Here is a 22,828-nt window from a genome sequence, read left to right on the forward strand (position 1 = left end):
TGGTCAGCAGCAGCGTGAGCCAGAACTTGTCGCGGAAGCTCGCCACGCTGTGGCCGGCGTGCTTGTCGTGCCCGGCATGGACGTCACCTTCAGCACCCGTGCGGGGATGCGGCGGTTGCCCGCCATGCGCCTGATGATCGTGCTGATGATGGTCGTGTTGCGTCATGGGTCTGCCTTCCTGGATGCACTGATGCACTGGGCATCAGCGGGGAGATAGATCAGTGATTCTGCAAGGGACTGTCTGAAATCGCGATCCCCAATGGTCGGGGCTCCAGCTGCTTACAAGTGCCCCGATCTGGCGATGGCCGTCACCAGCCGCAGCGAGAGCAATGCCGCAGCAGCGAAAGCCACGATAGCCAGGAAAGGCATGTGACCGAACACTTGCGGGCCGTCGGAGTGCAGGCTCAACAGCGCACCACATACATACAGGCCCAAGGTGACCAGGGCCAATGCCAGCCGATTGCCCGTGCGGGCGATTGCCTCCTGCGTCGAACTCAGGCCATGGTGATGTACGGAGAGGGCGGGCCGTCCGTCGCTCAGTTGCGCCTGCCGCAACAGATCGGTGGCGATCTGGGGCAGCTGGCGGGCGGTGCGGGCCAGCCGCATGGCGAGCGGCCTGTTGCCGCCGGGGCGGCTGGCATCGGCGATCTCGGCGGCCTGTGCCGACAGCGTCCCCAGCAGATCCAGATCCGGATCCAGTGCCCGCAACGTGTTCTCGACCAGGAAAAGCGTCCGGATCAGGGACAGCAGGTGGGCAGGAAGCCGGAAGCCCGCGCCTTGGCCAATGCGTGCCACGCGCCAGATCGCCTCGGCAATGGACCACGCCGCCAATGGGCGGCTGGCCATCTCGGCCAGGATCAGGTGGATCTCGCGCACATGCGAGCGTCGCTCGACCTGCGGAGGGAAGAAGCCCAGGGCGATTGCCGCATCCAGGACACCCTCGGCGTCGTCGGCCGCAATGGCCTCGACCATGCCGCCAAGCGCGAGCCGCGATGCCGGGTCGAGCACACCGATCGAGCCGAAGTCATGCAGGCACAGGCGACCGTCGTCAAAGAAGAACAGGTTTCCAGGATGCGGATCTGCATGGAATACGCCGGCGCCGAAGAGCTGATGCACGTAGGCATCGAGCAACGCCCGTGCCAGCTCGGGAGCGGCCGCTGTCCCGTAGGCGGCCTCCAGACGGGTGCCGTGGCTTCGATCCTGGACCAGCACGTCGCGGGTGGCGTACGGCTCGACGACGTGCGGCTGGGTGATGCCGGGCAGCGCATCAAGCACCTTGGCCATGCGCCGCATGTTATGCGCCTCGTGACGCATGTCGATCTCGTCGCGCAGGAATGCGCCTAGTTCGTCTACGAGTTCGAGCGGGCGGTGTCGCTTGAGGGGCGGCCAGATCCACTGGGCCACGCGCATTGTGCGCCGCAGGAGCCGCAGGTCGGCCTGCACCTGGGCATGGATCCCGGGGCGGGTGATCTTGACGACCACATCGCGACCATCCTGCATGCGCGCCGGATGGATCTGGGCCACCGACGCCGCGGCCAACGGCTTGTCATCGAAGCTTGCGAAGAGCGCGTCCACCGGCGCGCCGAACGCCTGTTCAACCATGCGTCTCGCCTCGTCCGCCGGAAACGCCGGCACGTCACTGTGCAACCGCGCAAGCGCCTCGCGATAGGGCACCGGCAGTAGGTCCCAACGCAGGCTCAAGCCCTGGCCCAGCTTGACGAAGGTGGTGCCCAGCCCGACCAAGGTGGCGCTGACGTACGCGGGAAGCCGTTCGGGTGCGCGCCGGCGCAGGCGCAGCACGGCGGCCCCGAGCTTCAGTCCGGCCCAGGCGATCTGCCCTCCGCGCCGCACCGTGCCCGCCATCAGCGTGCGCTCCTGGTTGGCCAACTCATGGCGTCAACCCGCTCGCTGGACGCAGAATGGTGGCCGGATCACCCCGACCATCCACTGCCGCCAACTCGGCTTCGGACAACAGGCTGCCACGGGGCTGGCCGAGGACGCCCGCAGCCGCGTCGACCACGTGCGCCCAGGTGCTGCGATTGGCGAACAGCAGGCCCGGCACGTCCAGCGTGCCGCCGCGGTTGACGAAGCCCAGTGCCGCAGTGGTGGCCGGGCCGGTGTCGAGCCGGCGCAGCGCGCCGAGGAAGGGCTCGGGCCGGGTGTGGGTGACGAATACGCGCGGCCGCTCCGCCGGGAACAGCGTATGGACCTCGCTGTCGGCGTGCACGTAGCGCGCCTCCTCCGGATCGCGCGGCGCGCGGAACCGGCCGGGCTCGCCGAGATAGACGATCGCTGCCGACGCACCGCGTTCGACCAGACGCGCCTGCGCGCGACGCACTTCCTGCAGCTGGTAAGCGCCGGTGGCGACCAGCAGGATGGCCGCCGTCGCCGGATCGCCGGCCAGGCACGTTGCGCCGGTCTCTGCCAGCGCCTTGGCCTGCTGTGGCGTCAGCTCATGCGACACCGGGCGCTTGGGGACAATCAGGGTGGTGACCGTGCCGCGCTGCGCGTAGGCGTGGGCGAGGGCGGCTGCGGCGCCGTTGGCGTCAGGCGGAAACACCACGCGCGAGATGTCGGCCATTTCGCCCAGCAGCGTCTCGGCCATGGTCGGATCCTGGTGGGACTGCTCGTTCTTCGCGTTTTCCCAGGTGTGCGAGGTCAGCACCAGAGGCACGCCCAGCCAGCCGGGTGGACGTCCGGCTTGCTTCTGATGGCGGGCGAAAATCAGCTCCTGGCGCACGGCACCGAGCATCTTCGGCGCGAAGGCCTCGTACGTCACCACCAGGTTCAGCCCGCCCTTGTTGCCAAGCGCCGCGCACACGACAGCCTCCTCGTTGAGCGCGGTGATGACCGCGCCGGTCGTCGATTCGGCGACGCCGGGCTCGGGCTCGTGCACCCGGTGCTTCATCGCATCGAGGGTGCGGTCGAGCTTGTTGCTGCGCAGCTCGTCGGGATTGCCCACGCGCACGCGCAGCCCCGGGTTCGCTTCGGCGATGGCGACGAACTGTTCGTCGAGCGCGGTCATCGGTGAGCTCTCGCCGCCGACGCCTCGATCGGCAATGGCTGGAACGCGGGGCGGGTCTATCTGGCGATCGGCGAGCGCATGGTCGCGCTCGCGCACACGCTGCTGCAGGTCGTGGCTGTTGAGTGCGGCAATGGCCTCATCCAGTTCGGACGCGGCCACGAACAGCGCCGCGGCGCCTTCATTGAACAGCGCGCGTGCCGCGGCATCCTTCGCCGGATTCCCGGGCAGGGGCAGGTTGTGCGAGGCGTTGGTCCCGGCGCCGGGGAAGCCGAAGCCCTTCACGGTTTCGGCGATGCCATACGGCAGCCGCACGTCGGTATCGGGAACAGCGGAACCCGCTTGCAGGCGAGATTCCATCACGTGGATGCCCCACGCGATGCTGGCCGGATCGCAGCCGTCCAGCGCGATCGGATCGAAGCCGTTCAAGCGCAGGTGCCGGTCCAGCCACCGCTCGCCGCCCTGTTGGGTGATCTGGCTGCGCTGTTCGATGCGCCGCCCGTTGAGGATGATGATCGGGCTGACCAGGCCGCTGTCCTCGGCACGCCACCAGCGAGGTGCCCAGTCGCTGCCACGCTGTTCCTCGAACGCACCGTCGCTCAGGAAGGCCACCAGGCGCTCGTCCCTCAGCGGCGCATGCACGTACTGCAGTTCGGCAAAGCCGAGATAGCCGCCTTCCATCACGCCGCCGGCGGTGTGCGCATTAACGTGGGAGCCCAGTGGCGACGCCGGCGTCCCGTCCGGATTGAGGGTGTAGGCGTAGAAGTCGCTGGCAAAACGGCTCAGCCCCGCGTCGGAGCGGTCGTAGCGTTCGGCGTGCCGGTCGGTCATGTTGCCGACCAGCAGGTTGAGCGCGTCGATGGCGGCTACGCAATGTCCCTGGCCCATCATCCACGCGCGGGTGACGCCATCCAGGGCGTCCATCAGCAGGTAGCCGGCATAGGCGGGCACCATGTTGAGTGACCCGCCGGTATGGCCTTCGGGCGTGGCCTTGAAATCATCGGCCTCCAGCGCCGCACCGTCGGTGCGCACGCGGTCGCTGTAGGTCATGTGGGCCACCAGCCACATGCCGGCGCTGGTGACGCGATCGGCCGCGGCGAGCCGCTGCCAGGCGGTGGCGGCATCGGGCGTGCGGCCCAACGTCACCAGCTCGTCCACCATCTGGCGCACCCGGAGCTGGGTGAGCGGGTCATGCCGGATCACGCCGTAGCCGGCTGCCCAGTGGGCGAACGCGGGATCGGCCTGCCGGTGGGCATCGGCGAGCTCAAGGATCCGCTGGCGCTCGGCGGCCGACAGCTGGTCCGCGGTGCAGCAGTTCAGATGCAGGTTCATGGGTCCTCCGGGGAATCGGCCGAAGCGCGCATCAGGGTCGATGCCGCGGCGGCGAGGTCCGCGCCGAGTGCAATCGCGTTCGACGGGTGGGGAATGGTGTCGGTGCTGACGATGCGGGCCAGGCCCGCCCCCTGCAGGCGGTCATAGGCATCGCCCGCGAACACCGGATGGATGGCGACCAGCAGCGGTGGCGGCAGCGACAGCTGGCGCAGGTGCGCGAGGGTCTCCAGGATCGTGTGGCCGGACGAGACGATGTCGTCGACCAGCACCGGGGTCCGGCCGGCCACGGCCGCCGGGTCAGGCAGGCTCACGCGCACGTCATAGTCGCCGTGGCGTTCCTTGGCGAGCACCTGCCAGGGCATGCCGGAGCGGGCGGCGATGTCGGCGACCCATTGCCCGCTCTCGCTGTCCGGTCCGATCAGCACCGCGTCGGGAACAGCCTCCGCGATCCAGCGCGCCACGGCGGGCGTCGCCGACACGTGGGCCGTCGGCATCCGGTAGAGCGATTGCAGGCGCTCGACGCGGTGCAGGTGCGGGTCCACGGTCATCAGCCAGTCGAAGGCCTCTTCGATGAATTGCGCGAAGAGCGGCGTACTGACCGCCTCGCCAGGATGGAAGCGGGTGTCCTGGCGCATATAGCCCAGGTAGGGTGCGATCAGGCCGACCGAGCGCGCCCCGAACTCGCGCGCCGTCCGGGCGGCGAAGCGCAACGGGAGGGCCAGGGCATCGGCGTTGCGCAGGCTGGCCAAGATCGCGACATCGGCGCCGGCCAGCGCGTCGTCCAGGGTGACGAGCGACTCGCCATCGGGGAAGTGCCGCCAGGCCACGGGTGACACCCGCGCCTGCAGGGGCGTGGCGATGGTGCCAGCCAACACTGCATCGTCCGGGAACGGCATCAGCACACGATTCATGGGATCTCCGCGAGGACAAAGGGTTGCAACGCCGCAGCGTGCTCAAGGGCGTAGGCGAGTTCTCCCGGCGACTCCGCATGCAGGGTCAGCAAGGGCTGGCCGCGCTCGACCGTATTGCCGACGCGCAGGCCAGTTTCCAGGCCGGCGGCGGGGGATGTCGGTGCGCCGGCCAGCTTGGCCAGCTTGGCCAGCCTGCGGTTGTCGATTTGCGCGATGCGGCCCGATGCGGCCGCCGGGACGTCAGCCGTGAATGCCGCCCGGGGAGGTTCGCGGAAGCCTCCCTGGGCGTCGCAGATCGCCAGGAACTTGGCCAGCGCCGCCCCGGAATCCAGCACGTCGCGTGCGCGCTCCAGCCCGGTGCCAGCGCTGCTGCCCGGTGCCATGTCCAGCAGCGCCGCGGACAGTGCAAGCGCGCGTTCGCGCAGGTCGGCCGGTGCGTCGGTGGCGTTGCGCAGCACCTTGAGCACATCGTGTGCCTCGAGCGCCGGACCGATGCCCCGACCCACCGGCTGGCTGCCGTCGGAGCGATGGATGCCCAACTCCAATCCAAGAGCGCCCGCGGTGTGTGCAAGCCGCGAGCCGAGGTTGTCGGCCGCAGCCTCACTGCGCACCTTTGCGGTCGGACCCACCGGCATGTCGATCAGGACATGGGTCGAGCCCGCGGCGATCTTCTTCGACAGCACGCTGGCCACCAGCTGGCCGTCGCTGTCGAAGTCCAGCGGCCGCTGGACCCGGATCAGGATGTCGTCGGCCGGGCTCAGGCGCACGTTGCCGCCCCAGACGATGCAGCCGCCCTCGCGCTCCACCACCCGCCGCATCGCAGGCAGGTCGAGCGCCACCGGCGCCATGACTTCCATCGTGTCGGCGGTGCCCGCGGGCGATGTGATGGCGCGCGAGGACGTCTTCGGGATGCGGTAGCCGAGCGCGGCCACGATGGCCACCACAATCGGGGTGGTGCGATTGCCCGGCAGGCCGCCGACGCAGTGCTTGTCCAGCACCGGCCCATCGCCCCAGTCCAGGCGCTGGCCAACGGTGATCATGGCCCGCGTCAGCGCGGTCGTCTCCGCATGGTCCAGGCGGTCACCCGCACTGGCCGTGACGAAAGCGGCAAGTTCCAGGTCCGACAACCTACTTTCCATCACGTCCTGCACCAGGGCGAGGTACTGCGCGTCGTCCAGCCGTGCCCCAAACACCTTGGCGCGGAGCGCACCTGCCGACGCCGCGCGCTCCGCGTGCCGGACCCGGGCCAGGACATCGAGCATGGGATCGAGCAGCGTCCACGCGGCCTCCGACAGAGCCACCTCGTCGAGGCCGAGCCGATCGTCCACGACCACGTTTAGCGTCGCCACCAGCGTGCGCGAACCCACGTCAAGTCTCACGCGCGTCATCGCGGCGAAGCCTTCCGAGCGGCAGACTTCACAGTCCCGGTGCATGTACACCACAGGCTGCTGGTAGGTGTCGATGCCGGCACGGGTGACGCGCAGCAGAGTGTGACCAGCCGCCAGCTCGCTCATCGCGCATCCTCCAGTCCGACGCGCTCCAGGTGCTCCGGAACGCGCACGCGCCAGCCCAGCTCGCGCTGCACGCGCCCGCGCAACGTGTCGGCTGCATCGGGCTCGCCGTGGGTGAGATAGACGACGTGCGGCGCGGACGGTGCGGTACGCATCCAGTCCAGCAACTCCCCGGCGTCGGCGTGGCCGGAGAAGCCTTGCAGCTGCACCACCTCGGCGCGGATAGGCACCTCGCGACCGAACATGCGCAAGGTGCGCTTTCCTGCCGCTAGCGCGGCACCGCGTGTTCCGCCGGCCTGGTAGCCCGCGAGCAGGATCGCGTTGCGGTCATCGGGGCCAAAGGCCTCGATGTGGTGCAGCACGCGCCCCCCGGTCGCCATCCCGCTGGCGGAGATGATGATCATCGGCCCGCGCTGGCGGTTGAGCGCCTTCGACTCTTCCACCGTGTTGACGAAGGTGGCCACGTCGAACATCCGCTGGCAGTCCTCTTCGGACACGTGGTGCTCGGCATGGTGGGCGTGGTAGTGCCGGGTGGCGTTGATCGCCATCGGGCTGTTGAGAAAGACCGGCACGCGAGGGATGTCGTTGCGTTCAAGCAGCCGGGCGATATGCAGCATGAGCGCTTGGGCGCGCCCGATGGCGAAGGCGGGGATGACGATCACGCCACCGCGTGCGGCCACGCGGCGGATGATGGGCGCCAGTTCCGCTTCCTGGTCGATGGGAATGTGTTCGCGGTCGCCATACGTGGACTCGCAGACCAGCACGTCACAGGCGGGCAGCGGCGTGGGCGGATTCATCAGCGATTCCTGCTGACGCCCCAGATCGCCACTGAAGTGCAGACGCTGGCCCTGGACGTCCAAGCTGAGGTGTGCGGCGCCCAGGATGTGGCCGGCGGGATGGAAGCGGACCTTGAAGCCCGACGCGACCTCGATGTCGCGCTCGTAGTCATGCCCCTTGAGCTGCTTCAGGCTGCGGCGGGCGTCCTCCTCGGTGTAAAGCGGTCGAGGTTCCTTGTGCTTGGAGTACCCCTTGCGGGCTGCGTATTTCGCCTCTTCTTCAAGCAGGTGCCCGCTGTCGGGAAGCAGCAGGCCACACAGGGACACGCTGGCGTGGGTGCAGTGGATCCAGCCGCGGAATCCCTGTTTGACCAGCGCGGGCAGGTAGCCCGAATGATCCAGATGGGCGTGGGTCAGGACCACCGCGTCGATGGACGCCGGATCGACTGGGAACGGTGCCCGATTGCGGTCGCGCAGCTGCTTGTAGCCCTGGAAGAGACCGCAGTCGACCAGCACGCGCTGGCCATTGGCCTCGACCAGGTAGCGCGATCCGGTGACGGTACCGGCGGCACCGAGGAACTGCAGCGTCGGGCGGGAAGTCGAGGTCATGATGAGCTCCGGTTCTGGCAGGAAGTGATGGGGGACAGCGGGCACACGTCCGACGCAGATCGCGCCGGACGCGTGGCTTGCTCACGGTCGAATCAGCTCGACGATGTCATTGACCTTGGGCTTTCCGGAGATCACTTCAGCCTCTGCGTAGTGGTCGTCGAACAGCCCGGTGATGCGCACCTGACCGACGGCTTCCCGGCGAAAGCGCGGCCCGATACCCCGGGGACCGCGGTTACGGCGCTTGTGCCGGATCACATCCAGCACCTGGTCGACCTGGGCTCCGTCGGCCTTGCCGACGCAGACCACCAGTGTGTCGTCCTGCGTCTCCAGAACCTGGCCGCGCATCAACACGTTGTGGCGGAACCCGCCTTCGCTCGCGGAAGCAGCCCCCGGCAGTGCGAAGGAGAAGGCAAAGGCGCCCGCCAGCGCCAGCGCGGCGAACCAGCGATTGGGATTGGTGCGTGGGCCAGCAAAACAGGCGGCATGTGTGACGTTGTTCATTGTGTGGACTCCTTGAATGGATGTGAGGCGAAACAGCGAGACTGCGAGAGCACAAACGGATGGAACACGACGGTCGGCCTTCATCGGACTTCCCCCGCCGATCGGACAGGACCGCGCCGGCGTCGCGGTATGAAGGCCGGCACCTCCTGCATGTAGCTCACGTAGTCCTCGCCGAAGCGGCTCAGGCAATCTCTCTCCTCACGACGCGCGAGGCGGGCATAGGCCCACACCAGCACCGGATAGCTGGCGAACGTGAGCAGCGTGGGCCACTGCAGGAGGAAACCAGTCAGTACGAGTACGAAGGCGACGTACTGCGGGTGACGCATGCGTGCATACACGCCCTCCCGGGCAAGCCGACCCTCACGCTGTGCCCGATACAGCACGGGCCAGGCTGCCGACAGGAGCCAGAACCCGCCGCCGATCAGGATGAAACTCGCCAGGTGGAATGGACCGAAATGCGGATTGGCGCGCCAGCCGAACCACATCTCCAGCAGATGGCCGGCGTCGTGGCTGAGCCAGTTGACCTGCGGATAGTTGGCGCTGAGCCACCCGCCCAAGACGTACAGCGTCAGCGGGAAGCCATACATTTCCGCGAACAGGGCCACGACGAAGGCGGAGAACATACCGAACCCACGCCAGTCCCAACGGGTCAGCGGTTTGTAGAAGCTCCAGGCGAAGAAGATGAAGAACGCGGCGTTGATGGCGGCGAGGAGCCAAAGACCGTAGCCGGAGTCGGGTGCCTGCATGTCAGTGCCCTCCGTTCGAGGTGTCGGACGTTTCGTCGTTCAGTGCCCGCTTGCTACGGCTCTCATGCTGGCCATGGGGTGGGTCGTCGGCATTGCCGTCGCGCCCATGACTTCCGTCGCCTCCATGACCGCCATGCCCTTTGTGCATGAACACATGCATCAAGGGACACAGCAGCAAGATGGCCAGCGGCAGCCAGCGGAGCGTCCCCGCAAGGTGGGCGCGGTGCTCGACGCCGAGATAGAACAGGGCCAGCGCCAGGAAGATCCAGAAGACCCAACGTCGGGACCCTGAGGTGGCAGGACCAAGAACAGTCATGGCAAGTTCTCCTGAGTGGGGCGGCGTCCAAGGAGTCGCCCCGGGGTGGACCTGACGAATCCGCCGCCCTCAGCGGCGGCAACGGATTCGATCAATGCGCAGACATCGTCGCCAGTCGGGATGGAATCCGGCAGCGAAGACCAGGCGTGGACGGCATGTTCCATCCGCGCGTGCATGGCGAGCAGGTTGTCCAGTTGCTGGCGGGTGTCGTCGAGTCGGCGTCGGATGATGTCCCGCACAAACGGGCAGGGACTATGTCGCAGCAGGCTGTGGCGGATGATCTCCTCGATCTCCGCCAGCGTGAAGCCGAGCTGTTGGGCGGTGCGAATGAAGCGCAGGCGCTGGAGCTCCGAAGCCGAGAACAGTTGGTAGCCACTCTCGGTGTGCCTCGCCGCCTGCAGCAGGCCGCGCCGCAGATAGTTGCGCACCACATGCACCGTGACGTCGCCCTGTCGGGCCAGCTGGCGGACCGTCATCAGCGGCGGTACTGCTTTGTCGGTGACCGTCATTGGCGCACTCCCGGCAGGGTGTAGGTCAGGCTAGACCTGTGTCTCGCACACAGGTCAACCTGCATGAGCGTGGTCGCAGTCACAAACGCCCGAGACTGTCGCCAACGGGCGCAAGTCCACGTCCGCGCGTGCGCGGACGATCCGTCCGTGCATGCGTTGAACGGCCGCATCACCGCATCTCCACGGGCAGCGCAGTGGGTGCCGGCGGCTTCCTGGCCAGTTGCCGCTGCTTGATCAGCGAGTACAGCGCCGGGATCACGACCAGGGTCAGCACCGTGGACGACACCATGCCGCCCACCATCGGCGCGGCGATACGACGCATGACCTCGGAGCCGGTGCCGCTGCTCCACATGATCGGCAGCAGGCCAGCCATGATCGCCACCACGGTCATCATCTTCGGACGTACACGGTCGACCGCGCCTTCGATGATCGCTTCGCGCAGGTCGCCAGCATCCAGCGAGCGGCCTTCGGCCTGCCTCTGCGCGGCGCGCGCCTCCAGCGCGTGGTCGAGGTAGATCAGCATCACCACGCCGGTTTCCGCGGCGACGCCGGCCAGCGCGATGAAGCCGACGATTACCGCGACGCTGGTGTTGTAGTCGAGCAGCCACATCAACCACACGCCGCCGACCAGTGCGAAAGGCACCGACAGCATCACGATCAGCGACTCGGTGACGCGGCGGAAGTTGAGGTACAGCAGCAGGAAGATCAGCGCCAGGGTCACCGGGATGACGACGCGCATCTTCTCGGCGGCACGCTGCATGTATTCGTACTGCCCGCTCCAGGAGACGTAGTAGCCCGGCGGGAACTGCACCCGCTCGGCGACCGCATCCTGCGCCGCCTTCACGTAGCGGCCCAAGTCGCTTTCGCGCGTATCGACGTAGATGTAGGCGGCCAGCATCGCGTTCTCAGTGCGGATGCTCGGCGCCCCCTTCTTAACTTCGATCTGCGCCAGCTCACCCAATGGCACCTGGGCGCCGCCGGGCACCGGGACCAGCACCTGGGTGCCGATCCGGTGCGGATCGTCGCGCAGTTCGCGCGGATAGCGCACGATCGCGCTGAAGCGCTCGCGTCCCTGGAGGATGGTGGAGACCATCTCGCCGCCCAGCGCGGCGGCCACCACGTTCTGCACCTCGCCCAGGGTGACGCCGTACTGGGCCAGGCTGCCAAGGTCGGGGGTGATGTCGAGGTAGTAGGCGCCGGTCAGGCGTTCGGCGAACGCGCTGGTCGTGCCCGGCACTTCGCGCACCACGGCTTCGATCTCGGTGGCCAGCGCGTCGAGTTGCTCAAGGTCCGTGCCGAAGAGTTTGATGCCCACGGGCGTGCGGATGCCGGTGGCCAGCATGTCGGTGCGCGCCTTGATCGGCATCGTCCAGGAGTTGGCGACGCCCGGGAACTTCAGCGCCGCGTCCATCTCGGCGATGAGCTTGTCGGTGGTCATGCCGTCCCGCCATTCGTCCTCGGGCTTGAGGTTGATGACGGTCTCGAACATCTCCAGCGGTGCGGGATCGGTGGCCGTCAGGGCACGGCCCGCCTTGCCGAACACCGACTCCACTTCCGGGAAGCCCTTGATGATCCGGTCCTGCTGCTGCAGCAGCTCCGATGCCTTGGTCACCGACATGCCCGGAAGCGACGCGGGCATGTACAGCAGCGTGCCTTCGTTGAGGGTTGGCATGAACTCGCTGCCCAGGCGCGATGCAGGCCACAGGCTTGCAAACAGGGCGACCAACGCAAACATGATTGTGGCCATGCGATGCCGCAGAACGACGTTGATCACCGGCCGATAGGCCGCAACCAGGAACCGGTTCACCGGATTCTTGTGCTCGGGCACGATCTTGCCGCGCACGAACAGCAGCATGAGTACCGGTACCAGCGTGATCGACAACAGCGCGCCACCGGCCATCGCGAAGGTCTTGGTGAAGGCCAGCGGCTTGAACAGGCGACCTTCCTGAGCCTCCAGGCCGAACACGGGCAGGAACGAGACGGTGATGATCATCAGGCTGAAGAACAGCGCCGGCCCGACCTCGCGACAGGCATCGATGATCAGCTGGGTCCGGCTGCGGGAGCCGTCGGAGCGCTCGATGTGCTTGTGCGCGTTCTCGATCATCACGATCGCCGCGTCGACCATCACGCCAATCGAGATCGCGATGCCGCCCAGGCTCATGATGTTGGAGTTCATGCCCAGCATGCGCATCGCGATCACCGCGATCAGCACGCCGACGGGCAGCATGACGATCGCGACCAGCGCGCTGCGCGCATGGAACAGGAATACCAGGCACACCAGTGCGACGATCAGGCTCTCCTCGAGCAGCGTCGTGCGTAGCGTCTTGATCGCGCGCACGATGAGATCGGAGCGGTCGTAGACCGCCTGGACGCTGACGCCCTCGGGGAGTCCACTCGCAAGCTGGGCGATCTTTTCCTTCACCCCCCCGATCACGGCCAGGGCGTTTTCGCCGAAGCGCGCAATGGCGATCCCGCCCACAACGTCGCCTTCGCCGTCCAGGTCGGCGATGCCACGGCGCTCATCGGGTACCAGTTCGACCCGGGCGACGTCGCCGATCAGCACCGGTGCGCCCCCTTCGGCGCGCAGAACCAGGCTCTCGATATCCTCGATACCGCGCAGGTAGCCGCGGCCCCGCACCATGTACTCGGTCTCGGCCATCTCGATCACGCGGCCGCCGACGTCGCGGTTGCTCTCGGCGATCACCTCGGACACGCGTGAAATCGGGATGTCGAACTCGCGCAGCCGGACCGGATCGACGGTGATCGAGTACTGGCGCACGAAGCCGCCGACGCTGGCGACCTCGGCCACGCCGGGCGCGGTGGTGAGCTGGTAACGCAGGTACCAGTCCTGCATCGCGCGCAGCTCGTCCAGCGAGTGGCGGTCGCTCTGCAGCACGTACTGGTAGACCCAGCCCACGCCGGACGCGTCGGGTCCCAGTGCCGGTGCCACGCCAGCCGGCAGGTTTTTCGACGCGACGTTGAGGTTCTCGAGCACGCGCGAGCGCGCCCAGTACAGGTCCGTGCCTTCTTCGAAGATGACGTAGATGAAGGAGGCGCCGAAGAACGAGAAGCCGCGGACGTCCTTCGACTTCGGCGTCGCGAGCAGGGCGCTGGTCAGCGGATAGGTGACCTGGTCCTCGACCACCTGGGGCGCCTGCCCCGGGTACTCCGTGAACACGATCACCTGCACGTCCGACAGATCCGGTTGTGCGTCCAGCGGCGTGTTCATCAGTGCGTAGATGCCACCGGCGACAATCGCCAGCGCCATCAGCAGCACCAGGAAGACGTTGCGCACCGACCATTCAACGAGACGGCCAAGCATGTCAGTGCCCCTCGTGGCTGGTGGCGGGAGCAGGTGTGCCGTGGTCGTTCATCGTTCCATGGTCGCCATGGCTGTCATGGCCGTCGGACGCGCCAGGATCGCTGGCGGCAGCCGGTGGATCTCCCGATGTCGCCGGTATGGCATGGCCTGCGTGGGGATCAGCGACCTCGTCAACATGACCTGCGTGCGGATCGACGGCGTCCTCACCGTGCCCGGCGTGTGGATCCTCAGTGGTGCCCGAAGGCGCGCCGTGTCCTGCATGACCCTCAAGCCCCTGGAGTGCCGACTGCAGGTTGCTTTCGGCGTCGATCAGGAAGTTGGCGGAGACCACGACCTGTTCGCCTTCGGCGATCCCGTCGAGCACTTCGATGCGATCGCCGCCACGGCGACCCAGGGTGACGTCGCGCGGTGCGAACCGGCCGGGGCCGGTCTCGACCAGCACCACCTGGCGCGTGCCGCTGTCGAGCACGGCCGAACGCGGAACGGTCAGGACCGGTCCAGCCCCCGGCTCCTCCAGCACCACCGTCCCATACAGCCCGGGACGCAGGTCGCCAGTAGGGTTGGGCAGGGCGATGCGCACGTCCACGGTGCGCGTCATCGCATCGATGACGGGCTGCACGAAGGTGACCTCGCCCTCGGCCACCTGGCCCGGCAGGGCCACGGTTTCGAAGCGGGCGGGCTGGCCGGGCTGGATGCCCGCGGCCTGCGCCGCCGGGACCTTGGCGATCACCCACACCGTCGACAGGTCCGCCAGGCGCAGGATGGTTTCGCCGGGCTCGAAGCGTGCGCCCTGGACCACCGGCTTCTCGATCACGACCCCGTCCGCGGGCGCGGTGAGCACCAGCCCCGTCTTGCCGAGTTGCGCGTCGCTGATTTCCCAGTTGCGCAGGCGGGTGCGTGCGGCATCGCGCAGGCGGGTCATCGATGCCGCGCTCGCGGGATCGGACCCGGCCAACCTGCGGGCGGTCTCGTCGGCCAGCCGGTATTCCTGCTGCGCCGCCGCCAACTGTGGGCTGTAGACGGAGAGCAGCGGCTGCCCGGCGCGGACGCGCATGCCGGTCTGGTTCGCGTACAGCCGCTCCACCCAGCCTTCAAAGCGGGGCGCGATCGCGTACTGCCGGGTCTCGTCGACCTCGACCGTGCCGCTGGTGCGCACGGTGGCGGACATGGCTCCTCGCTTGACCGCCTCGGTGCGCACGCCCAGCGCCTGCACCTTGTCCGGGGGCAGCACCACCGTACCCGGCGCCGCCGGCGGGGCGTCGTCGGCATAGACCGGGACGTAGTCCATGCCCATCGAATCCTTCTTCGGCACCGGCGACGTGTCCGCCAGGCCCATCGGATTGCGGTAATAGAGCACCTTGCGTTCCGCGGCCGCTGCCTCGGCGGACGTGGCTGCGGTGGGCGAATCGTTCGTGGCGCGGCCCGCCATCCAGCCGACGGCGAGTGCGGCGAGTGCGACGCCGATGGCGAGCGACAGGGTCTGGACACGGGTCATCGGATCTCTCCTTCGATGGCGCGCACGGCGGCGGCGCCCAACAGTTCGTCACGCAGTGCATCGACCCGTGCGAGGTCGGCGCCCTGCCATTCATTGAGTGCTTCCAGCAGCGTCCCGAAGTCGACTTCGCCGACCTGGTAGCTGGCCAGCGCGGACTGCCAGGTGGCGTCGGCCTGCGGCAGCAGCGTGTTCTCGATCAGCGCGCGGCGCTCGCGTGCGCTGGTCCACTGCGACCAGGCGGAGGCGCCGCTTTCCTCGACGGCCCGCAACGTGGCATCTCTGCGGGCCAGCGCCGCGTCTTCGAGCAGGCGCGACTCGCGCTCGCGTTCGCGGCGGGCGCGCTGCTGGAACGGGATCTCGACCTCGAGCATCAGCTCGGTGCTTTCGAGGCCGTTGCCGAGCTGCATCGCACCCACGCCCAGGGTGATGTCCGGAAAGCGGTTGCGACGCTGCAGCACCACGTTCGTGCGCGCCGCCTCGGCGCGGGCCTGCTGCGAGCGCACCGCGGGATGCGCATCGGCGTCATCCAGTGCCTCGGCAAGCGAGGCGCTGTGGACGGCGAGGCGCGGCGCCTCGCCGGGAGTCGCCAGCGGTGCATCGGACCGGCGCCCCAGCACCGCGTTCAAGGTGGCGGCCGCCTCCTGCTTGGTCGCGAGGCGTTCGATCCGCTCGCGCTGTAGGCTGGTCTGCTCGACCTGGGCGCGGATGGCATCCTGCTGCGCCGCGCGACCCAGGGCGTAGCGCACGCCGGCTATTTCCTCGACCTGCCGGAGCAGGGCGATGCGGCGGTCGAGCACGGCCACGGCCTGATCGGCATGCCAGTAGCGCACGTACGCCGCTTCAGCCTCTGCCAGCAGGTCGCGCGCCGCGGTGATGCGGTCAAGCCCGACCGCGACCGCGTCCTGGCTGGCCGCGGTCCGCGCCAGACCACGCTTGCCCCAGAGCGGGAAGCGCTGGCGCAGCGCGTAGTTCACCTCGCGCTCGGCACCGGCGGTGCGCCAGGGCTTGTCCGGATCGAGGCCGCGGAATCCAACCGAGGCCATCGGATCGGGCAGGGCACCTGCGGGAAGGATCCTCGCTTCGGCGGCCTGGGTTTCGAAGTCCATGGCCCGCAGCTCGGGGTTGTGTTCCAGAACCCAGGTGCGGATCGACTCGAGGCTGTGCCCCGGGATGGGTTCGGCGGCGGTCGCGGGCAGCGCCAGCGTCCACAAGCCGCCGGCGAACACGCAGGCAAGCAGGTGCCGGAGCAGTGGCCGACGGCGGAACAGCGGGCAAGGGTGCAGGCGCCTGGCCTGCATCGGGTCGAACAGGGATGCCATATCAGTGTCCTTGGGCCGACGCGACGCAGGTCGCTCGGACGAGGCAGAACACATGCCGTGACGCGCACGGCACGAACGCACAGCACTGCGCCGCACAGAGGCGTGCGGAGCAGTCAGCGTTCGGGCATCAGATCAGCAGGAGAGCCGCTGGATGGACGGTGGGGCGGTGCCAGGCGGGCCTGGGTGGTGCATCCACCCATGCAGACGAAACCCCGGGACCGGCGTCTGCGGTCTGAGCGACCGCGAACCAGGAGAGCCACGCACCGACAATAAGCGGTGGCACCGGGGGGATGCGACTGCTGTCAGCCGAAATGCCCCCTTCGCTGCAATGTGCGGCACACAGCGCCGTGTCCGCTGAGGGAAGATCGGCGTCACAGCCGTGGTTGGGGTCGTGTTGGGCGTAAGCGTCAGCCGCGTCTGCGGTGGTCGCTCCCGGGAGATCCAGGCAACCGCCATGACCGGCCAGCGCGAACTGGGACCAGAGCAGCGCCGCCATCGCGAGGAGGGCGGCGCGCTGCAACCAGCTACGGTGACGACGGCGGATCATGGCTTGAGGTTACCTTTTGCTCGGTCAGATGCAACTGATCCAGATCAATCCCCCGGGCAGATCGGGTGACTGGACCGGTAGGCCGCTTTCGGTGTCGCCGAAACCGGAGCCGACCCGGCCAGGCGAAGCGCGCGGGCCACAACCGACACCTAGCTCAGTCTCATGGCGAGCGCCGCAACCATCGGGCTCAGCGGGATCCCCGAGCGCGAGTAGAGCGCGCCGGCGGCGGCCGGAACCAGCTTCAGGCTGATCGCTCGTCCGGGTACCCAGCCTCACTGAGCGCTGAGAGGAACGCGCCCCGTCCATGTCGCTATCGACCCTCACCTGACGCGTCGGTGGGTCGGTTTCGATGCGGGCTTGGGGGTCCACACTGAGCAGTGCCTTCTTGACGGACTTGGCGCAGCCGCCGCATGTCATGTTTGGAATGTGGAAACGAAGCATCTTGATCTCCTGATCGACTGTGGTGTCGGATCAATATGGGGTTTGACAGCGTGGCAAGGTCAATCGGCTATCAGCAGAATGTTTGCAAGCTGCTCACGGCTGGCCGACAACGGCGCCGAGAACTCTTGCGAATGCACGTCCGACCACGAATGAGTCATCTGACGCCGCGGTTACGCGAGGAGGCGGGCGTGTCGGCCCCAAACCGAGGCGTCCTATGTGGACCCTGCGAACGCGACTCCGCCGCTGTTGGCTCGGCCAGATCCGCAAGGATCGGGCATTCCGGTCGGTCATCCCCGTGGCAGTGGTCGGCCAGATGCTCGAGCGTTTGCACCATTGCCTGCAGCTCGGCGATTCTCGTCTTCAGTCCGGCGGCATGGGAAAGCGCCATCGCCTTGACGTCGGCGCTTGCGCGCTCACGGTCGCGCCACAAGACCAGCAGTTCTGCGATCTGTTCGACAGAGAAGCCAAGGTCTCGTGCGCGACGGATAAAGCGAAGGCTATAAGCGTCAGGCGTGCTGTAGTGTCGGTAGCCGGCCTCAGAGCGCGCAGCTTTGGGGATCAAGCCGATCTGTTCGTAGTAGCGGATCATCTTCGCCGACACGCCTGAAAACTTGGCTGCTTCACCGATATTCATCATTCTCTTTTCCTGGTCACCCAAGGATGCTTGGTTCGACACGCTAGGCCGGCGTCCGCCACATCGATCCTGTCTTGGTGTTCAGTCAGGCGGCACCGTGTCTTGGGATCAATGTTCGATTTGCCTGGCGCGGATTGGGCAATGCCGCCCCGCTCTGGGGCATCCCCGTACGGGTTTCGATCGTTATGGGAGCCTGGAAGCGCTTGAGCCGGAGCGCGTTGCCGAGCACGAAGACACTGGAGAGGGCCATCGCGGCCGCAGCGAAGATCGGCGAAAGCAACATGCCGTTCACCGGGTAAAGCGCACCCGCCGCGACCGGGATCAGCAGGGCGTTATAGGCAAAAGCCCAGAACAGGTTCTGCTTGATGTTGCGGATCGTCGCTCGGCTGAGCGCGATGGCATTCGTCACGCCGCGCAGGTCGCCCGACATCAGCACCACGTCGGCGGCCTCGATCGCCACATCGGTTCCCGTGCCGATGGCGAGCCCGACGTCCGCTTCGGCCAGCGCCGGCGCGTCGTTGATGCCGTCGCCCACGAAGGCGACCCGCGCGCCATTGGTCCGGAACTTCTTCAGCGCCGCGACCTTGCCGTCGGGCAAGACCTCGGCCGCGACTTCATCGATGCCGAGCTGCCTGGCGATCGCCGCGGCCGTCGCCGCATTGTCGCCGGTGATCATCGCGACCTTGAGTCCCAGCGCATGCAACGCCTTGATCGCCTCGGGCGTGGTCTCCCTGATCGGGTCGGCCACCGCGATCACCGCCGCCAGCCGGCCGTCGATCGCGGCATAGAGCGGACTCTTGCCTTGGTCGCCGAGACGCTGGGCGACAGGCAGGAAGTCCGACACATCGATACCGATCTGCGTCATGAACCGGTCCGCGCCGACGGCGACGGTGCGACCGGCGAACTTGGCCGACACGCCGAAACCCGGCGTGGCCTCGAAGCCCCCGACGGGTGCGAGCGTGATGTCCCGCTGCTTGGCGGCGTCGACGATCGCTTCGGCGATCGGGTGCTCGGAGCGGGTCTCGACCGCCGCGACAAGCGCCAGGATTTCGTTGTATTCGAAGCCTTCGGCAGGCACGAGGTCGGTCAGCTCCGGGCGCCCCTTGGTCAGCGTGCCGGTCTTGTCGAGCGCGATGACACTTACATCGCGCAGCGCCTGCAAGGCTTCGCCCTTGCGAAAGAGAACGCCGAGCTCGGCCGCACGGCCCGTCCCGACCATGATGGATGTCGGCGTGGCCAGCCCCATGGCGCAGGGACAGGCGATGATGAGCACCGCGACCGCATTGACGAGCGCGAAGGTCAGCGCCGGCTCCGGACCGAAGACCAGCCAGACCAGGAAGGTCAGCGCGGCTCCTGCCATCACTGCCGGGACGAACCACATGGTGACCTTGTCGACCAGCGCCTGGATCGGCAGCTTGGAACCCTGCGCTTCCTCGACCAGGCGGATGATCTGCGCGAGCACCGTATTCGCGCCGATCCTGGTGACGCGGAAACTGAAAGCGCCGGTCTTGTTGATCGTGCCACCGACGACCTCGGCACCCCCCCCCTTCGATACGGGGACCGGTTCGCCGGTGATCATGCTTTCGTCTACATAAGAAGCGCCCTCGACGACCTCGCCGTCGACCGGAATCTTCTCGCCCGGACGAACCAGCACGACGTCACCGGTCGTCACCTGATCGAGCGGAATCTCGACCGTATCGCCGTTGCGCTCGACGCGCGCAGTCTTGGCCTGGAGTCCGACCAAGCGCTTGATCGCCTGCGAGGTTCGCCCCTTGGCGCGCGCCTCCAGCGAGCGTCCGAGCAGGATCAGGGTCACGATGACCACGGCGGCCTCGAAATAGACGTTGGCGGTGCCCGGGGGCAGCACGTCGGGGACGAAGGTCGCGATGACCGAATAGCCGTAGGCCGCGGCCGTACCAACCGCGACGAGCGAGTTCATGTCGGGGGCAGCGCGCAGCAACGCCGGTACGCCCTTGCGGAAGAAGCGCAGGCCCGGACCGAACAGCACCAGGGTGGCGAGCGCGAATTGGATATACCAGCTCGTCTGCTGACCCACGACCCCCATCACCCAATGATGCATGGCGGGAATCAGGTGCGAGCCCATCTCGAGGATGAAGACCGGCAACGTGAGGACGGCGGCAATGATCAAGGCTCGCTGCAGCCCCCGTGCCTCGCTGTCACGACGCTCGGCGTCCTGATCGCCTGCACTCCCCGTATCGGCGGACAAGCGGCGGGACTTGTAACCCGCCTGTTCGACCGCTGCTTCAAGGTCGGCCGTGGAAACGACCCCGGCAAGGTGGCGCACCCGCGCGCGCTCTGTCGCCAGGTTGACGTTGGCGTCGAGCACACCCGGGATCTGAGCGAGCGCCTTCTCGACCCGGCCCACGCACGACGCACAGGTCATGTCCTCGATCGCGAGCTCGGTGGTTTCTTCCCGCACGGTGTAGCCGGCACTCTCGATGGCGCGGACCGCCGCCTGCGGATCGACCAGGCCAATGAAGGTGAGGTCGGCACGTTCGGTGGCGAGATTGACCGCGGCTGTCTGGACGTGAGGGATGGCTTTCAACGCGCGCTCGACGCGGCCGACGCACGAGGCACAGGTCATGCCCTCGATCGGCAGGCTCAAACGGGTGGCGACGCGCTTCGGTGGATCGAGGACCGCGTGGATGGGAGCGGAGGTCATGGAACTAGCTCTTCAGCGAGGACGTGGTACCAAGCTTAAAGATTGGGGTATCCGGATTTTAGTGTGGGAAGACCGCACTAGCCCTTCTTGTCTGACAGCTCTCGTTCGGTAGGTTTCTGGTATCGCAAGGCTTACGCGCTTTTAGCCTTCAGTGTGGGCTTTGTCTGGCGCATGTCGGTGCAAGGAAACAATCAGTGGCAGGTCACCTTGCCCCCGGCTCGAACTGGGGTTTGAGGCGCAGTGGAACGGAAAACCGGGTTAAGCCACGCGCCTAGCTCCCGTGCAGAGAATCGATCAGCGGGCACGACACAGTGCCTCGCTGCGCATGGCACTCGTTGACCAACCGTGACAGCACCGTTTCGATTCGCGCCAAGTCCCCCAGCTTGGCGCGCACGTCGGCCAGCCGGAGCGCAGCCAACTCGGCGGCCTCGCTGCAGTGAGTGCCGTCTTCCAGCTGCAGGAGCTGGCCGACTTCGTCCAAGTTGAACCCCAGCCGCTGGGCGGTTTTCACGAAGCGCACCCGCGCTACATCCGCCGGTCCGTAGCGACGGATGCTGCCGACGGGCCGCTCCGGTTCTGGTAATAGCCCCTTGCGCTGATAGAACCGGATGGTCTCCACATTGACTCCAGCGGCCTTGGCGAAGGCCCCGATGGTCAGGATTTGCGGCTCGTTGACCATCGCGCTTGACTCCGTACTTGACTACGGAAGTAACCTTAGCGCATCACGCCAAGTCCCGGAAGGAGATCCTCCATGGCAGAACCCAGCAATGGCCGCGGCGCACTGGCCGCCGGCGGTCTCGCCGCGATCCTCGCCTCGACCTGCTGCCTCGGCCCACTGGTGCTGATCACCTTGGGCTTCTCTGGTGCCTGGATCGGCAACTTGACCGCGCTGGAACCGTACCGACCGATCTTCATTGGCGGCGCGCTCATCGCGTTGCTTTTCGCATGGCGCAGCATCTTCCGGACGGCTCGCGCCTGCGCGCCGGGCGACGCCTGCGCCGTGCCCCAGGTGCGGACGACGCATAGGGCCATCTTCTGGATCGTCGCAACTCTGGTGCTGATCGCCGTTGTGTTTCCCTACCTCATGCCCCTGTTCTACTGACCGGAGATCGTCATGAAGAAGCTCGCCGCACTGCTCGCTCTGGCCGTTGCCCTGAGCGCTCCCGCCTCGGCCGCCACCAAAACCGTCACGCTGTCGGTACCGAGCATGACCTGCGCCACCTGTCCGATCACGGTCAAGATGGCGCTGTCCAAGGTCGAAGGCGTCATCGAGGCCAAGGTGACCTGGGAGCCCAGGGAGGCGGTGGTGACCTACGACGATGCCAAGACTACGCCGGCCGCCTTGACCCAGGCCACCGAGAACGCCGGCTACCCATCCACCCTCAAGGAGTGAGCGCGCGCTCATGACCGAGGCGATCACACTGCACATCGACGGCATGACCTGCGGGTCGTGCGCCGCGCACGTCAAGCAGGCGTTGGAAAAGGTGCCCGGTGTGCGTTCGGCCTCCGTGTCCTACCCACAGCGCAAGGCCGAGATCGAGGCCAATGCGGGTACCGCCGCGGACCTGACCTCGCTGGTCGCGGCGGTATCCGGACTTGGCTACCGAGCGCAGTTTGCCGACGCGCCGGGGCAGCCCAGCGACCTGCTGAACAAAGCTCAAGGGCGGCTGGATGGCGAAGCAAAGCGCGAGGATGATGAGGCTGCGCTGCACGTGGCCGTGATCGGCAGCGGCGGCGCGGCGATGGCGACGGCGTTGAAGGCCGTCGAGCAGGGGGCGCGTGTGACGCTGATCGAGCGCAGCACCCTTGGCGGCACTTGCGTCAATGTTGGCTGCGTGCCGTCCAAGATCATGATTCGCGCTGCCCACGTCGCTCACCTGCGGCGCGAGAGCCCTTTCGATGGCGGCATTGCCGCCGCCTCGCCGAAGATTCTGCGTGAGCGCTTGCTGGCGCAGCAGCAGGGGCGCGTCGATGAACTGCGCCACGCCAAGTACGAAGGCATCTTGGCGAGCACTCCGGCCATCACCGTGCTGCGGGGCGACGCCCGGTTCAAGGATCCGCGCACGTTGACCGTGGCGACCGCTGCCGACGGCACGCGTGAGGTGAGTTTCGACCGCTGCCTCATCGCCACCGGGGCCAGTCCGGCGATTCCAC

General features: G+C 67.4%; 19 protein-coding genes. 3 read left to right on the forward strand and 16 right to left on the reverse strand.

Going from position 1 to position 22,828, the window contains the following annotated elements; all coding sequences use genetic code 11:
- Positions 1 to 279: 279 nt before the first annotated feature.
- From Q0654_RS14480 to merR, 16 genes are all read right to left on the reverse strand, one after another.
- Positions 280 to 1,863: an AarF/UbiB family protein gene (locus Q0654_RS14480; protein ID WP_298855004.1), complete on the reverse strand. Its 1,584-nt coding sequence runs from the start codon at positions 1,861 to 1,863 to the stop codon at positions 280 to 282.
- A 25-nt stretch (positions 1,864 to 1,888) separates the two neighbouring features.
- Positions 1,889 to 4,354: a xylulose 5-phosphate 3-epimerase gene (locus tag Q0654_RS14485; RefSeq protein WP_298855006.1), complete on the reverse strand. Its 2,466-nt coding sequence runs from the start codon at positions 4,352 to 4,354 to the stop codon at positions 1,889 to 1,891.
- Positions 4,351 to 5,265 (reverse strand): ribose-phosphate diphosphokinase, encoded by a 915-nt coding sequence (locus tag Q0654_RS14490; protein WP_298855008.1) that lies wholly within the window; start codon positions 5,263 to 5,265, stop codon positions 4,351 to 4,353. Before Q0654_RS14490 ends, Q0654_RS14485 begins: the two co-directional genes overlap by 4 nt.
- Complete coding sequence (locus Q0654_RS14495) at positions 5,262 to 6,779, reverse strand: thymidine phosphorylase family protein (protein ID WP_298855010.1); 1,518 nt, start codon at positions 6,777 to 6,779, stop codon at positions 5,262 to 5,264. Before Q0654_RS14495 ends, Q0654_RS14490 begins: the two co-directional genes overlap by 4 nt.
- Positions 6,776 to 8,161: an MBL fold metallo-hydrolase gene (locus Q0654_RS14500; protein WP_298855012.1), complete on the reverse strand. Its 1,386-nt coding sequence runs from the start codon at positions 8,159 to 8,161 to the stop codon at positions 6,776 to 6,778. Before Q0654_RS14500 ends, Q0654_RS14495 begins: the two co-directional genes overlap by 4 nt.
- An 81-nt stretch (positions 8,162 to 8,242) precedes the next feature.
- The gene (locus Q0654_RS14505; protein ID WP_298855014.1) at positions 8,243 to 8,662 is read right to left on the reverse strand and encodes a hypothetical protein; all 420 of its coding nucleotides are present in this window, start codon (positions 8,660 to 8,662) and stop codon (positions 8,243 to 8,245) included.
- Between the two features lie 80 nt (positions 8,663 to 8,742).
- Entirely contained in the window at positions 8,743 to 9,408 is a 666-nt protein-coding gene (locus tag Q0654_RS14510; RefSeq protein WP_298855016.1) for an isoprenylcysteine carboxylmethyltransferase family protein, read from the reverse strand.
- Between the two features lies 1 nt (position 9,409).
- Complete coding sequence (locus Q0654_RS14515; protein ID WP_298855019.1) at positions 9,410 to 9,724, reverse strand: DUF2933 domain-containing protein; 315 nt, start codon at positions 9,722 to 9,724, stop codon at positions 9,410 to 9,412.
- A complete protein-coding gene (locus tag Q0654_RS14520; protein ID WP_298855022.1) occupies positions 9,721 to 10,233 on the reverse strand; it encodes a MerR family transcriptional regulator in 513 nt (170 codons plus the stop codon). Before Q0654_RS14520 ends, Q0654_RS14515 begins: the two co-directional genes overlap by 4 nt.
- A gap of 169 nt (positions 10,234 to 10,402) precedes the next feature.
- A complete protein-coding gene (locus Q0654_RS14525) occupies positions 10,403 to 13,555 on the reverse strand; it encodes a CusA/CzcA family heavy metal efflux RND transporter (RefSeq protein ID WP_298855024.1) in 3,153 nt (1,050 codons plus the stop codon).
- 1 nt (position 13,556) lies between these two features.
- The gene (locus Q0654_RS14530) at positions 13,557 to 15,050 is read right to left on the reverse strand and encodes an efflux RND transporter periplasmic adaptor subunit (RefSeq protein WP_298855026.1); all 1,494 of its coding nucleotides are present in this window, start codon (positions 15,048 to 15,050) and stop codon (positions 13,557 to 13,559) included.
- A complete protein-coding gene (locus tag Q0654_RS14535; RefSeq protein ID WP_298855027.1) occupies positions 15,047 to 16,369 on the reverse strand; it encodes a TolC family protein in 1,323 nt (440 codons plus the stop codon). Before Q0654_RS14535 ends, Q0654_RS14530 begins: the two co-directional genes overlap by 4 nt.
- A gap of 571 nt (positions 16,370 to 16,940) precedes the next feature.
- Positions 16,941 to 17,357, reverse strand: coding sequence for a heavy-metal-associated domain-containing protein (locus tag Q0654_RS14540; RefSeq protein ID WP_343230142.1), 417 nt, complete (start codon positions 17,355 to 17,357; stop codon positions 16,941 to 16,943).
- 154 nt (positions 17,358 to 17,511) lie between these two features.
- Positions 17,512 to 17,991 carry a Cu(I)-responsive transcriptional regulator gene (cueR, locus tag Q0654_RS14545; RefSeq protein WP_100323233.1) on the reverse strand — a complete coding sequence of 160 codons (480 nt, stop codon included), beginning with the start codon at positions 17,989 to 17,991 and terminating at the stop codon, positions 17,512 to 17,514.
- Positions 17,992 to 18,076: 85 nt separating this feature from the next.
- Positions 18,077 to 20,674, reverse strand: a complete 2,598-nt coding sequence (locus Q0654_RS14550) for a heavy metal translocating P-type ATPase (protein ID WP_298855028.1) — start codon at positions 20,672 to 20,674, stop codon at positions 18,077 to 18,079.
- A 271-nt stretch (positions 20,675 to 20,945) separates the two neighbouring features.
- Positions 20,946 to 21,353, reverse strand: a complete 408-nt coding sequence (gene merR / locus Q0654_RS14555) for an Hg(II)-responsive transcriptional regulator (RefSeq protein WP_298855030.1) — start codon at positions 21,351 to 21,353, stop codon at positions 20,946 to 20,948.
- A gap of 72 nt (positions 21,354 to 21,425) precedes the next feature.
- Between merR and merT the strand changes: the two genes are divergently transcribed.
- The 3 genes from merT to Q0654_RS14570 form a co-directional block, all read left to right on the forward strand.
- Positions 21,426 to 21,776: a mercuric ion transporter MerT gene (merT, locus tag Q0654_RS14560; RefSeq protein ID WP_298855032.1), complete on the forward strand. Its 351-nt coding sequence runs from the start codon at positions 21,426 to 21,428 to the stop codon at positions 21,774 to 21,776.
- 12 nt (positions 21,777 to 21,788) lie between these two features.
- The gene (gene merP, locus Q0654_RS14565; protein ID WP_298855034.1) at positions 21,789 to 22,067 is read left to right on the forward strand and encodes a mercury resistance system periplasmic binding protein MerP; all 279 of its coding nucleotides are present in this window, start codon (positions 21,789 to 21,791) and stop codon (positions 22,065 to 22,067) included.
- A gap of 10 nt (positions 22,068 to 22,077) precedes the next feature.
- Positions 22,078 to 22,828: FAD-dependent oxidoreductase (locus Q0654_RS14570; RefSeq protein WP_298855036.1), on the forward strand; the 751-nt coding region annotated here is incomplete at its 3' end.

The organism is uncultured Aquimonas sp. (assembly GCF_937888285.1).
GTDB lineage: Bacteria > Pseudomonadota > Gammaproteobacteria > Xanthomonadales > Xanthomonadaceae > Aquimonas.

Excerpts from the sequence above, each read along its gene's own strand:
- Q0654_RS14510 (WP_298855016.1), bottom strand. The coding sequence starts at position 9,408 with ATGCAGGCACCCGACTCCGGCTACGGTCTTTGGCTCCTCGCCGCCATC.
- merP (WP_298855034.1), top strand. The coding sequence starts at position 21,789 with ATGAAGAAGCTCGCCGCACTGCTCGCTCTGGCCGTTGCCCTGAGCGCT.
- Q0654_RS14485 (WP_298855006.1), bottom strand. The coding sequence starts at position 4,354 with ATGAACCTGCATCTGAACTGCTGCACCGCGGACCAGCTGTCGGCCGCC.
- Q0654_RS14480 (WP_298855004.1), bottom strand. The coding sequence starts at position 1,863 with ATGGCGGGCACGGTGCGGCGCGGAGGGCAGATCGCCTGGGCCGGACTG.
- Q0654_RS14540 (WP_343230142.1), bottom strand. The coding sequence starts at position 17,357 with ATGCTTCGTTTCCACATTCCAAACATGACATGCGGCGGCTGCGCCAAG.
- Q0654_RS14535 (WP_298855027.1), bottom strand. The coding sequence starts at position 16,369 with ATGGCATCCCTGTTCGACCCGATGCAGGCCAGGCGCCTGCACCCTTGC.
- merR (WP_298855030.1), bottom strand. The coding sequence starts at position 21,353 with ATGGTCAACGAGCCGCAAATCCTGACCATCGGGGCCTTCGCCAAGGCC.
- Q0654_RS14515 (WP_298855019.1), bottom strand. The coding sequence starts at position 9,724 with ATGACTGTTCTTGGTCCTGCCACCTCAGGGTCCCGACGTTGGGTCTTC.
- cueR (WP_100323233.1), bottom strand. The coding sequence starts at position 17,991 with ATGAATATCGGTGAAGCAGCCAAGTTTTCAGGCGTGTCGGCGAAGATG.
- Q0654_RS14490 (WP_298855008.1), bottom strand. The coding sequence starts at position 5,265 with ATGAATCGTGTGCTGATGCCGTTCCCGGACGATGCAGTGTTGGCTGGC.
- Q0654_RS14500 (WP_298855012.1), bottom strand. The coding sequence starts at position 8,161 with ATGACCTCGACTTCCCGCCCGACGCTGCAGTTCCTCGGTGCCGCCGGT.
- Q0654_RS14550 (WP_298855028.1), bottom strand. The coding sequence starts at position 20,674 with ATGACCTCCGCTCCCATCCACGCGGTCCTCGATCCACCGAAGCGCGTC.
- Q0654_RS14495 (WP_298855010.1), bottom strand. The coding sequence starts at position 6,779 with ATGAGCGAGCTGGCGGCTGGTCACACTCTGCTGCGCGTCACCCGTGCC.
- Q0654_RS14520 (WP_298855022.1), bottom strand. The coding sequence starts at position 10,233 with ATGACGGTCACCGACAAAGCAGTACCGCCGCTGATGACGGTCCGCCAG.
- Q0654_RS14505 (WP_298855014.1), bottom strand. The coding sequence starts at position 8,662 with ATGAACAACGTCACACATGCCGCCTGTTTTGCTGGCCCACGCACCAAT.
- Q0654_RS14525 (WP_298855024.1), bottom strand. The coding sequence starts at position 13,555 with ATGCTTGGCCGTCTCGTTGAATGGTCGGTGCGCAACGTCTTCCTGGTG.
- Q0654_RS14530 (WP_298855026.1), bottom strand. The coding sequence starts at position 15,050 with ATGACCCGTGTCCAGACCCTGTCGCTCGCCATCGGCGTCGCACTCGCC.
- merT (WP_298855032.1), top strand. The coding sequence starts at position 21,426 with ATGGCAGAACCCAGCAATGGCCGCGGCGCACTGGCCGCCGGCGGTCTC.